Genomic DNA, 12,798 nt, shown 5'->3' on the forward strand with positions numbered 1-12,798 from the left:
ATATGAAGATATTGTTAATGAATGTACTCGAGCGTGGAATATTTTTATTTCAGATGCATCTAGGGTGATAGATCTTTGCTCTAGAGATTGGATAAAAGTGGGAAGTTAATTAATCAAATTGGTATTATAGCTTTAAGTATTCAGCAGCTAAAACTTCGATAAGTATCATAGCATTAGTGTATTCTTGTACTTATACCAAGTTGATTAATTATCTGTTCATTTTTAATGGTTAATATGAAAAATATAGTGTTATAAATAGAATAATTACTTATAAAATTTTATGCTTTGTATTTATCTATTTTTTGCATTAAAAAGTAGATGGCTTGATTAATCAAATGGTGTTAATTGCCAGGTACTATTTTGGTTTAACCAGTGAGAACAATAATAATGAATATTGATGGAACGTTAGTAGCTAAACAATTACGAGATAAATTAGCGGTAGAAATAACTGAGTTTAAATCATGTCATGGTATTCAGCCGAGTTTAACCGTGCTGCTTGTTGGTGAAGATCCTGCTAGCCATATTTACGTAAAAAATAAAGTCAAACAAACACAAGAAATTGGCATGATCTCCAATGAGATAAAATTACCCTGTGATACTTCTCAGGAGTATTTACTAAGCCAGATCGAAAAATTAAATAATGACGATAGCGTTCATGGCATTCTAGTTCAGTTACCTTTACCAAAACACATAGATGAAAGTGCTATTGTTTCAGCTATTAGTCCTAATAAAGATGTTGATGGTTTTCATGCGATAAATTCTGGTCGATTATTTAATGGTGAAACAGAGGCTATTGTACCCTGCACGCCACAAGGTTGTGTGATCTTGGTAAAACAACATTTAGGTGATGATTTATCTGGTAAGCATGCTGTTGTTATCGGTCGATCTAATATTGTTGGTAAGCCTGTGGCTATGTTGTTACTGCAAGAAAATTGTACGGTAACTATTGCGCACTCTAAAACCATAAATTTACCTGAAGTATGTCAGCAAGCTGATATTTTAGTTGCCGCTGTTGGTATTGCTAAATTTGTTAAAGCTGCTTGGGTTAAAGAAGGGGCTACTATTATTGATGTAGGCATCAATAGAGTTTTAACCGATGAGGGCAAATCAAAACTGGTTGGCGATGTAGATTATGATGCGGTTATTGCTAAATGTGGGGCTATTACGCCTGTTCCGGGTGGCGTAGGGCCAATGACAATTGCTTGTTTATTAAAAAACACGCTAACAGCGGCTAAAAATAGTCTGCGCTAGCGCTTACCTTGTGTAGACATTAGATATTTAAAAATCAAGTTAATATTTTATTGCAAATTTTTAGCGGTCTGAAAACTGTACTGATCTTCAAGGAAGCTGATTTTTTAGGTAGTTCAGAGAGCAAGTAAAATGGCTTGGATGGTAGAATAGTTCTTACATACGGTTATTAGCATAGAACAGCAATTAACCGCCGCTCGGTTTAATCATTTACACTACATCGAAAGCAGTGTAAATTTTTCTGTCTCTCTCGATAACGAATCAATCGTTGTTTAAACTCTATGGGTAGCTGAGCTATGTCGTCACGGGTGTTATAATGAATGAAGTGATTTGATAAATAAAATGTTTGTAACGCCTCATCAGCAAAGCAAATAATGTTTTTATATCTTGCTTTTTTTCGCTCATTTTTATCAGAAATAATGGCATGTAGCATTAAGCTTGCGATATTTTTACCACGTTGAGCTTTGTCGGTAACTAAGCCATGTAGTAGCCAAAAACTCCCCGGCTCTTGACCGGCTGATATGATTACACTGGCTATAATTAACTTATCCATTTTAACAATATAACATTGATCATGTCCGATAAAACTTGCTGCATATTGCTGGTTTTTATAAAAGCGCAATATATCTTTTTTATCTGTCTTTACTGCTTTTATAACTGTGTATGGCGAGAAGGGAGCATCTGGATTCATTTATTTATTTCTATTCAACAGTGTTAATTTAATTTATTTTTACTTAGTTATTCCACACTAGGCCTCTACGGATTTTCTATCTTATTTAACTTTACTAACAAGCTGAGCCATTAAGCTATAAAACATCATCGCTTTGCTAATCGACTTACAGTTGAATAACCTGTAATCGTATTAAGTATCAACTAATTCTAATTGTTTTGTTAAACAACCGATATATTTACCTGCATATACTGCTGCTTTAGTTAGGGTAAATGAAACTTTGCTTGAACTTATGTGTTGATTTACTCTTTGGTATTTAATTAGCGCAAATAAGCTATTAACAGGTGAATTTAAATCAAACAAACGAGCAACCATTAGCTAGATTAGAAATAATTCTTTTTAAACCAAAATAGTTTGGCTAAACATCGGCAATTACAGGTTACAATACACTATTATATTTTTGGTTTTATGTGTCTGTAACAATTATATTGTCTAACAGATATAAGTTAAATAACGTGGAGAGTAAGCTTGCAGTTTAGTGATTTTGGATTGGATAGTAAAATAATGTCAACTGTGGAACATTTAGGTTTTAGTGAGCCTAGTGAAATTCAGCAGCAGGCAATTCCTGCCGCCATGGCAGGTCATGACTTGATTGCTTCATCTAAGACCGGCTCAGGTAAGACGTTAGCCTTTATTATTCCTGCGATGCAGCGCTTGTCAAAAAATAGAGCCTTAAGTAAGCGAGATCCACGTGTGCTTATTTTAACGCCAACTCGTGAATTAGCCAAGCAAGTCTTTACTCAGCTAAGAATGTTTACATCAGGCTCTGCATTTAAAGCGGTACTTATTCTTGGCGGTGAAAATTTTAACGACCAAGTTAAAGTATTAGAAAAAGAACCTCATTTTATTGTTGCTACACCAGGGCGTTTAGCCGATCACCTTTCGCAAGGGCATTTTCACTTGAGTGGTTTAGAATTACTCATCCTTGATGAAGCAGATCGTATGTTAGATTTAGGCTTTGCCGATCAGTTATCACAAATCAATAAAGCTGCCGATCATCGTAAACGCCAAACGCTGCTATTTTCTGCGACTTTAGATCATGCACAAGTTAATGACTTTGCTTTAGCATTATTGAAAAAGCCAAAGCGTGTCGCTATCGGCAGTGGCTATACCGAACATAAAGACATTACTAAGCGTTTTTATCTTTGTGATAACTTAAGCCATAAAGAAAAGCTACTGGCACACTTTATTGCGACTGAAGATCACCAGCAAATAATCATATTTACTGCGACCCGCGCCGATACCGACCGGTTGTCGACATTATTAACTGAGCAAGGCTTAAGTGCTGTTGCCTTAAGTGGTGAGCTAAACCAAGGTCAACGTAATCAAATAATGGACGGTTTCAGTAAAGGGCAGCAAAAAATACTGATCACGACTGATTTAGCGTCTCGCGGATTAGATTTAATTAATGTCTCGCACGTTATTAATTTCGATATGCCAAAGCATACCGAAGAATTTGTTCATCGCATTGGTCGCACTGGCCGCGCAGGTAGCACAGGTGACTCTATTTCATTTGTTGGACCTAAAGACTGGATAAGCTTTAAAAATGTAGAAGGCTTTCTGCAACAAAAGCTGACTTTTGATACTGTTGGTGGCTTAAAAGCTAAGTTCAAAGGTATTAAACCTAAGAAAGCGAAAGTCGATAGCAAAGTAAAAGATAGCAATAAGTCAGTCGTAGTCGCTAAGAAACCAAAATCAAAGAAAATTGTTAAGAATACCTTTTTAGCGGAAGACGCTGGTGAGTTACCGGTATTAAAACGTAAGCAAGCAGTTACCCCACAAGATATTGATAATTCGGCTATCGACGAAGTGGATTGATCCTGATCAGTTATCTTAACCATTAAGCTTTTATAAACCCGCTATGCCTCAATATTAAAAAGGTATAGCGGGTTTTTTATTTCTATAGTGCTTGATTGTGAATCTACTTAAGTATTTATGATGGGCCATCCATTGTAACAATTAGAGATTATTTTGAAAAAATCTCTGTTAACAACCACAGAAAAACCTTAACTAAATGAGCGCTGAGGCGGCTTGTACATAGCGACTACTCGCTATTTTTTCTAATCTCAACAATACTTATATTTTGATTAAACCCTAAAATTTATAAAGAGTGCCTAAAGGCATGTTGTGCTCTTTTTTGTGAGGTTAGCATCACGTGTCAGCGAGCAATGAACCAGAAGTCTCAGTTTCATTAGACAAGGTTACGCAGCACTTTGTTGTAGATGCGGAGCTACATCAGGGCTTTCAATTAGGTAGTCTAGTAATTGAACCTGATTTAGGCATCGTTATTCGAAATGCTCAACGATACCACTTAGCACCTAAAGCGATGGAGGTTCTACTTTATTTATCATCGACTAATGGTGAGATTGTCTCGCGAGAGCAGATTTCGGCTTTTGCTTGGGGTGATAATCATGCGGCAAAAACCAATGTTACCCACGTCATCAGTGAAATTAGACATGTACTTGATGATCACAAAGAATGTCCCACTTATATCCAAACTATTCCTCGCAAAGGTTATCGTATGCTTTTACCGACAGTGGCAAAGTCAGTGAATAGCATTTGGCCGTTCCCCGCTGATCAGGTACACCAAATTAGTGGCTCAGAAAAAAAATGGCAATTGTCATTTTCATTATTAAAAAGTAGCCGTTTAATTAACGCTAGTGCTGCTTATTTAGTGGTATCTTGGGTTTTATTACAAGTATTCTCAATTATATTACCTATTTTTGATGTGCCAACTTGGGGGGGTAAGGTGGGGGCTTTATGTTTAGTTATTGGCTTTCCTCTTGTTATTAGTTTTCAGTGGTATAAAGAATTTAAAATAAGAAAAAAGTTTGCGTATGAAAACAATAAAAACCACCGATTTATTTATCAACAACTTTCTGTCGATAGTTTCTGTATATTAATAATATTGTTGATTATATATTACCTGTCTACTCATCTTATTGAGAAAATAGAAAGAGAAAGTAATTTACAGCCACTTAATGTCATTGTTGATAACAAAGCGCCCATCGCCAATGTGGTTGAAAATGCTGTTGCTATCTTGCCTTTTCATGCAACCGATTTAGACAATAATCCTCAATATTTCATTTCAGGTTTGCAAGAAGAGCTGGTAAATCTATTAACATTAAAAGCTGTATTTAAGGTGTCTTCAATAAGGGCGATAAATGCATTAGAACCTAAAGCAAGCATTGAAGAAATTAAAAATATTTTAGGCGTTAAATATATCGTAGAAGGGCGTTCTAAAGTTGTCAACAGTGTATTAATTATTAACACTATCATGACAGATGTTGTAACTGGCTTTCAGGTTTGGTCTGATGAATCTAAGGGCTCAATAGATGAACTGGTTATACTCTATAGTGACTTGTCTCGTAAAATTACTAATGCATTGCGTTTGCTTATCGTTGGCGATAACGCAGAGAACAAAATAAATGCCATGCCAACAGAAAATTTTGCAGCCTATGATGCTTATTTACAAGGCAAAGAAAAGTACAGAAATTTAAAAAACATCAACAGCTTAGTCGCAGCAGAAAAACTCTTTATTACTGCCTTACAATTGGACCCTGATTTTATTCAAGCTTCGTCAGCCTTATGTCAAACCTACTTGGATAAATATTTACTGAGCAATGATACAAAGGAATACGAAAAAGGTTTAAATGTTTGTCAATTAATTGCCAGCAATCGGACCGTATCGTTTGAATCAGAATTAGCACTTGGTAGACTTTATCGTGTCAATGGCCAATATGAAAAAGCTGAAACACACTTAAACAAAGCAAAACTAATTAAACCAGAGTCCAGTGAAGTTTTTATTTCATTGGCTGATTTATACGCAAAATTAGAGCAAAGTGATAAGGCTGAAAGTTTATATCAACAAGCGATTAGTTTTGAGCTAGGTAATTGGAAAAATTACTATGATTACGGTTTGTTTTTGTTTAATTCGGGCCGTTATGAAGATGCAATTAGCCAATTTAATAAAGTAATACTAATCAATAACAGCACAGCTATGGCCTATAATGCCTTAGGGGCTGTTTATTATATGGTACTAAATTTTGAGCAGGCCAACATTGCTTGGTCTAAATCACTGGCAATTAAGCCAACAGCATTAACTTTTTCAAATTTAGGTACCGTACTTTTTTTTATGCAGCGCTTTGAAAATGCTGCTGAAATGTATTTACAAAGTGCTGAATTATCATCATTAGATCCTACCGTTTGGGGTAATTTGGGTGATGCATTTAAGTACAGTGAAAATAGCACACTAAAGGCTCAAGCGGCTTACAAAAAGGGACTTGATTTAGCTCAAAAAAATGCGGTTATAAATGATAAGGATCCAAGTCTGCAAGCACAAATATCTCGTTATTACTCTGAATTAACTCAATGTGACCAGGCAAAGAAACACCAAGAAATAGTACTTAACAATAACGTGCATGATCCCTATATTTATTATGACTTAGCCATAGTCGCTATTAATTGCTTCGACGTTAATGACATGAAGCCATTTATTAAAAAAGCTATCTTTTTAGGCTATCCCCGACAGCTTTTATTGGCGGATCCTCAGTTTTACGACTATAAACATTGGATAAAAGAAATTGTTTGAATCCATTAACCTGAATAAGGAAAATTCAATGAATAGCCAAAATATCAAATTACTGAAAAAAATGATCAGCGGTTTAATACTCTTAATAGCGACAACTTCCTTGGCAGCTTTTGCTGCTAGCAACAGCGCTAAAGATAAAGAATTGCTCATTCATGTTGACCCCTCAACACATTGCGCAATCAAGGTAACTCCCTCCGTCAATGAAAGTAATTGTGCATTGTTATATTCAGAGAGTAAAAACCCCTGTAAGAATGATCCCGAATGTGTTTGTTCACAAAAGGAGAAATATATTGCTTGGCAAACAACTACGGGTGATGCCTTTGATATTCGTTTTACCGAGGGTTCGCCTTTCAAAAGATGTGAATATCAAGCAGGTCGCGATGGTGAAGTGCGTTGTAAAATTAAAAATACAGGTGACTATTACTATGAAGTAAATGTCAAAGGCTGTGCAACTAACCCTTATGATCCTCGTATTGTGGTGCAATGAGATTTTTGTACTGTATGACCTGAGATTTGGCAATATTTTTTTTCGGAGGCTAAAATGTACTTAGCCAAAGCTCAGGTTATTTTACTTATTCGCTAATTAGTTGCTTAACACTATACTGACTTTCAGTATGACCAAGTTTTGTTTTTAAATAGGGGAGTATTTCATCTAACTGGCTAGTTAATTGCCATGGTGGATTGACAATAAATAAGCCTGTGCCGGTCATGCCATATTCTTCAGTATCTGCATCTTGGCAATATTCTATTTGTATTAAGTTACGCACATCACTCTTGGTAAAGGCGCTCTGCATTTGTTCAACAAGTTCACGTTTAACGACTGGATACCATAAAATGTAAGTGCCAGTAGCAAATTTTTTATAAGCATTAACAACCGTACGAACGGCTTTTAAGTAATCTTCTTTTAACTCATAAGGTGGGTCAATTAATACTACACCACGACGGTTCGGCGGCGGCACTAAACCTAACACACCTTGGTAACCGTCAGATTGCTTAACATGGGACTTATTCCACCGTTGGCTATATGCTTTTAAGTGTTCAATATCAGTCGGGTGTAACTCAAATAAATGTGCGCTGTCTTGTCGACGAGTAAATTGGCGAGCAATACCTGGAGAGCCAGGATAGAGTGTAAGTTCTCCAGTTTCCTGATTTAAATTTTTGACTAAATCAATATACGGCTGCAGGGCTTCGGGTAAGTCATCATTTTCAATTAACTTAGCAATACCGTTTTTATATTCACCGGTTTTTTGAGCGTAATCGTCGCTCAGCTGATACATGCCAGCGCCCGAATGACTATCAATATAATAAAAGCCCTTATCTTTGCGGGTCATATATTCTAGTACTAAGGTTAATACCGAATGTTTTAAAACATCAGCAAAATTTCCGGCGTGAAAAGCATGGCGATAACTGAGCACAATGGCTCCTTAAAATAGCGTAATAGCAATTGAAATAATAAAAAATAAAGCTATCAAAATTAACTCATGATAGCTTTATTACAGTACGTTTACCTAGATGACTAATTTATACTTTTGACGCTAAATATTCGTCGTAGCCACCAGCAAAATCAGTGTAACCACCGGTTGTTAATTCGATAATACGAGTCGCTAAGCTTGAGACAAATTCTCGGTCATGACTCACAAACAAAATAGTGCCTTCATATTGCTCCATTGCCATGTTTAATGACTCGATAGATTCCATATCCATATGGTTTGTTGGTTCATCCATAATGAGAATGTTTGGACGTTGCATCATGATTTTACCAAACAACATACGACCTTGTTCGCCACCTGAAAGTACTTTTACTGATTTGTTAATGTCATCAGCAGAGAATAATAAACGTCCTAAATAACTACGAACGGCCTGTTCGTCGTCGCTAGGTTGACGCCATTGGCTCATCCATTCAAATAAAGTCATATCATTTTCAAATTCATAACTATGGTCTTGCGCGTAGTAACCAATGTTAACGTTTTCTGACCAAGTATATAAACCTGATGTTGGCTGATATTCAGCTTCGCCCATTAGAGTACGTAAGAATGTAGTTTTACCCACACCATTTTGTCCGATAATGGCGACACGCTCACCAACTTCAATCATCATGTTAAGGTTGCTTAAGACCTTATTATCACCAAAGTTTTTGCTCATACTTTCAAGTACGAGAGCATTACGGAATAATTTTTTGTCTTGTTCAAAGCGAATAAACGGATTAACACGACTTGATGCTTTTACATCGGCCAATTGAATTTTATCAATTTGCTTAGCACGAGACGTTGCTTGTTTTGCTTTTGAAGCATTGGCAGAGAAACGTGCCACGAAAGCTTGTAGCTCACCAATTTGTGCTTTTTTCTTGGCGTTGTCAGACATTAGTTGCGCTCTAGCTTGCGTAGACGCCAACATATATTCGTCATAGTTACCCGGAAATAACCGTAATTCACCGTAATCTAGATCAGCCATGTGGGTGCAAACACTGTTTAAAAAGTGACGGTCATGCGAGATGATGATCATGGTTGAATCACGTGCGTTCAAGGTTTCTTCTAACCATTGAATAGTGTGAATGTCCAAGTTGTTGGTTGGCTCATCAAGTAATAAAATATCAGGATTAGAAAATAATGCTTGGGCTAATAGCACACGTAACTTCCAACCTGGGGCAACGTCACTCATTAAACCATAATGTTGATCGACAGGAATACCGACACCCATTAATAATTCGCCGGCACGACTTTCTGCGCTGTAACCATCCATTTCAGCATATTCAGCTTCTAAATCACCGGCACGCATACCATCCGCTTCACTCATTTCAGGCAAAGCGTAAATCTCATCACGCTCTTCTTTTATTGCCCACAATTTAGTATGGCCCATAATAACGGTGTCAACGACAGACGTTGCTTCAAAACCAAACTGGTCTTGACGAAGTTTACCAATGCGCTCATTTGGATCTAAATTAACATTACCCGAGGTTTGCTCTAAATCACCACCTAAAATTTTAATAAAGGTTGATTTACCGCAGCCATTGGCCCCGATTAAACCATAGCGATTTCCGCCACCAAATTTTTGTGAAATGTTTTCAAATAACGGCTTAGCACCGAATTGTTGGGTAATATTGTTTGCAGCTAACATATAAGTTCCGTAGCGATTGTGTAGATGAGTGTAAGTTGAACTTTAATCTAAGTTTAACCTTAAATAATGCGCGAGATTATACAGTATGATGACGTTGTTTGGAATTCTAGTGAGGCTTGAATGTGCAGGTTTTTTATTTGTTTTACATTAGTCACGGTGATTTGATAACTGCTTATCATTAAAGCAATAAAATGAAATTAAATTACGCTATTATGGTTCTAATTAACGAGTATCATTAATAATCGGAATAAAAAAAATTATAAAAACGATAAAATCATGTCAGCATTATGTTGCAACACTTCAGCAAGGAATAAATTTTGTTGAACAACTCACTGACCAAGAATATGGCGTTAACATTGCTGGAAAGTCTAGCCCTATGGGTACGCACGTACGTCATATAATAGACCATTATCACTCTGTTAAGTCAGGCTTTACCACTCAGGTGGTTGATTACGAATTGCGTAAAAGAGGTTCGTTGGTTGAAACCAGTCGACAGGTAGCGTTAGCGCAATTAATGGTGATACAAGCATGGATAAAGTCTTTAACTGAGGTCTCTTTAGATGAAATCATTACTGTTCGTTCTGACGTGGGTATGGGTAGTTGCCATATCATTGCAGTAAAAAGCACCTTAGCTCGAGAGTTAATGTTTGCTAGCAGCCATGCGATTCATCACTATGCAGCTTTAAAGCACGCGTACCAATTATTAGGAGGAAATTTTGACGATATTGATTTTGGTTTAGCTTCTTCTACCGCCACGTTTGATAAGCAACAATGTAAGATAAGTTAAGTTTTAATGCCTATCTATACGGCTCTGCTTCACTACACTGTTGCCAAGTTATGAAGTCTACTGCTTAAAAGGTTAAAGAGAATGAGTATTTTAGCCACATTTTTTTATGGTTGATAATATAGCGCAGGGCACTTTTGTTGTTGGTCGGACTTTAGTCCGTCAACTGTTTAGCGGGCAATTAACGTGATGGGTAATAGACATTTGAAATAGGTGTTATTTTTAGGTCAAAACAGTTAAGTTTCATTTAACCTAGTGGATTAAAGTTCAAGCTACATAGAGCCTATAGGTGATGATATAGCCTTGGTTATTTTTGTAGGTCGGACTTCAGTCCGTCAACTGTTCAGCGGGCAATTAACGTGATGGGTAATAGACATTTGAAATAGGTGTTATTTTTAGGTCAAAACAGTTAAGTTTCATTTAACCTGATGGTCTAAAGTCCAAGCTAGATTGAACTAGCACAGAGCCATCTATAAATTATAAACTATACATTTTATCAACCATAACAACTTAGTTTGAAAAATTTCATGACGAAGTGTTAGCGTTTACTTTAGCTAAATAACCCTCAAGCTTATCACCTAAATAGAGTTTTAATAATCGTTTCGGGGCGCTAGGTACATCTACGCTCAGTAATAATCCGGGTGTAGAGGCGAAATTAGGGTCTATTGCTACACAGTGAAACGTAGCCCCTAGCTGATGATATTGTTTCACTAGTACCGGCAAACCTTTACCGTCAGGCTCAATTTGTTTTATCAGTGTATCTAATGTTTCAATATCTTTTGGGTTGTGTTTTAAGTAGCTTAATAATTCATGGTGAATAGGATGCTTAAAACTTTCTTTTGCCATTACTTTATCGGTTTTGGTAACTAAGAACTGTTCTATTAATAAAACGCTTAGTGGATCGTATTGCTTGCTTAACGATACCGTGCCATAAAGCACTCGGTATTGGGGATGCTGAGCAATAAAAGCACTGATACCCTTAAATAACAGCAACAAGCCGTGAAAACTACGTTGATGTGCCAAAACGATAAATGAACGACCCATTTCTAAGCAGGCTTGCTGTTGGTTGATAAACGCAGTGTCGAAGTTAAACATTTTTGATAGGTATAAACTCTTCATACCATCTGTCTTTAATAATTTATCAGTTTGGCCCATTCGGTAGGCGCCAATAATAGATTGATTTTTTTGGTCAAAAATAAACAAATGCGTATAAGTATCATCAAAGTCATCGCCATCTTGTGGATTGCCACTGCCTTCATCTAACAATCTAAAACTAGCTTCTCGAAGTTTTCTGATTTCTTCAACAACACTTGGACATTGTGCGCGTGTTGCATAACAAACGACATAACTTTTGTAATGAACTAATTGTTGTGCTTTAGCTAGTGCGTCAACTTCTTTAGATAGTTGCCCTTTGGCCTGTGACTTTGCTAAAGGTTGCATGGCTTCGGGTGTTTTTTTTGCCGATGTTTCAGGCCACTTTTGTCGATAAATCGGATCAAGTAAGTAGGTTGATAAGCGCGTTAAATCTGTACTCATTTGAATATTACCTTGTGCTGATTTTATCTGTAAAGCTTTGCCGAAGGTGATGGGAATATTTTTTTTATCACTTGCCAGCATCTCACGAATCAACATCAATAACCTTAACCTGAAATATATATGTCCCAGCCAATAAAAGCGTTTTCGATTCCTTCCGCCAATAAAACAGGGGATCACCGGGCAAAGAAATTTATTCATTAAGGAGCCGACTAATCGATTCCACGGGTGGTCGGTTATAGGAGAAAAAATAGTCTCAGGGTAACTCACTCTGCCTGCTGGGAATATCACCAGTAATCCACCTTTTTCAAGGTGTTGTTGGCATTGGCGAAGAGAAGATAAGTTTCCCTTGGCACCAGTTGACAAAGGATTAGTGAAAATAAAAAAATCGGCTAATTCAGGAAAGATTTTCAGCGCTTTATTCGCTAATATTTTTACGTCAGGGCGTACTGTCGATAAAATATTCGCTAAAACAATCCCTTCAATACCACCGAAGGGATGATTTGCAACAACAATAGCAGCGCCAGATTTTGGTACATTTAAAAGGTTGGCATCGGCGGTCTCAACCCTTAAGTCTAACTGTTGAATAAAAGCCTCAGTGAATGCGACTTTTTCTAAACCAGCTAAACCCATGGCATGGTAGCGTTTGCTTAACTGCTTAATACACAATATAGCGTCAGCTAAACTTATAATACTTTTTTTAAACCACGTACTAGGAGGTTTTACCATTAAGTTTGTAATAGAGAGTTTAGACAAGTGAGTCATTATCCTGATTAAGGTCTAATAAATAGACCTTAA

Annotated in this window: 9 protein-coding genes; 5 read left to right on the forward strand and 4 right to left on the reverse strand. The window is 36.7% G+C overall.

The window, feature by feature from the left end; translation table 11 throughout:
* Positions 1-372: 372 nt before the first annotated feature.
* On the forward strand, positions 373-1,251 hold the full coding sequence (folD, locus tag H4J41_RS00520) for a bifunctional methylenetetrahydrofolate dehydrogenase/methenyltetrahydrofolate cyclohydrolase FolD (protein ID WP_310649845.1): 879 nt from the start codon (positions 373-375) through the stop codon (positions 1,249-1,251).
* Positions 1,252-1,450: 199 nt separating this feature from the next.
* Here the strand turns inward: folD and H4J41_RS00525 are convergent, their stop codons facing one another.
* Positions 1,451-1,939 carry a GNAT family N-acetyltransferase gene (locus tag H4J41_RS00525; protein ID WP_182138400.1) on the reverse strand — a complete coding sequence of 163 codons (489 nt, stop codon included), beginning with the start codon at positions 1,937-1,939 and terminating at the stop codon, positions 1,451-1,453.
* 507 nt (positions 1,940-2,446) lie between these two features.
* Here H4J41_RS00525 and H4J41_RS00530 point away from each other — a divergent pair.
* The 3 genes from H4J41_RS00530 to H4J41_RS00540 all read left to right on the forward strand — a co-directional run bounded on the left by H4J41_RS00530 (position 2,447) and on the right by H4J41_RS00540 (position 7,056).
* Positions 2,447-3,796: a DEAD/DEAH box helicase gene (locus H4J41_RS00530; protein WP_182138401.1), complete on the forward strand. Its 1,350-nt coding sequence runs from the start codon at positions 2,447-2,449 to the stop codon at positions 3,794-3,796.
* Between the two features lie 337 nt (positions 3,797-4,133).
* Positions 4,134-6,569, forward strand: a complete 2,436-nt coding sequence (locus tag H4J41_RS17685) for a tetratricopeptide repeat protein (protein WP_182138402.1) — start codon at positions 4,134-4,136, stop codon at positions 6,567-6,569.
* Between the two features lie 28 nt (positions 6,570-6,597).
* Complete coding sequence (locus H4J41_RS00540; protein ID WP_182138403.1) at positions 6,598-7,056, forward strand: hypothetical protein; 459 nt, start codon at positions 6,598-6,600, stop codon at positions 7,054-7,056.
* 85 nt (positions 7,057-7,141) lie between these two features.
* On the opposite strand, the gene H4J41_RS00545 is transcribed toward H4J41_RS00540, so the two are convergent.
* Positions 7,142-7,984, reverse strand: a complete 843-nt coding sequence (locus H4J41_RS00545) for a 23S rRNA (adenine(2030)-N(6))-methyltransferase RlmJ (RefSeq protein ID WP_182138404.1) — start codon at positions 7,982-7,984, stop codon at positions 7,142-7,144.
* Positions 7,985-8,090: 106 nt separating this feature from the next.
* A complete protein-coding gene (locus H4J41_RS00550; RefSeq protein ID WP_182138405.1) occupies positions 8,091-9,683 on the reverse strand; it encodes an ABC-F family ATPase in 1,593 nt (530 codons plus the stop codon).
* Positions 9,684-9,951: 268 nt separating this feature from the next.
* Here H4J41_RS00550 and H4J41_RS00555 point away from each other — a divergent pair, with 268 nt between their 5' ends.
* Positions 9,952-10,470, forward strand: a complete 519-nt coding sequence (locus H4J41_RS00555) for a DinB family protein (protein WP_310649846.1) — start codon at positions 9,952-9,954, stop codon at positions 10,468-10,470.
* 522 nt (positions 10,471-10,992) lie between these two features.
* Here the strand turns inward: H4J41_RS00555 and H4J41_RS00560 are convergent.
* Positions 10,993-12,756 carry a lysophospholipid acyltransferase family protein gene (locus tag H4J41_RS00560; RefSeq protein WP_182138406.1) on the reverse strand — a complete coding sequence of 588 codons (1,764 nt, stop codon included), beginning with the start codon at positions 12,754-12,756 and terminating at the stop codon, positions 10,993-10,995.
* Positions 12,757-12,798 lie beyond the last annotated feature (42 nt).

Source organism: Colwellia sp. MB3u-45 (assembly GCF_014077005.1).
GTDB lineage: Bacteria > Pseudomonadota > Gammaproteobacteria > Enterobacterales > Alteromonadaceae > Cognaticolwellia.

What these genes read in the sequence shown, in the direction of transcription:
- H4J41_RS00550 (WP_182138405.1), bottom strand. Translation starts at nt 9,683, where the DNA reads ATGTTAGCTGCAAACAATATTACCCAACAATTCGGTGCTAAGCCGTTA.
- H4J41_RS00540 (WP_182138403.1), top strand. Translation starts at nt 6,598, where the DNA reads ATGAATAGCCAAAATATCAAATTACTGAAAAAAATGATCAGCGGTTTA.
- H4J41_RS00525 (WP_182138400.1), bottom strand. Translation starts at nt 1,939, where the DNA reads ATGAATCCAGATGCTCCCTTCTCGCCATACACAGTTATAAAAGCAGTA.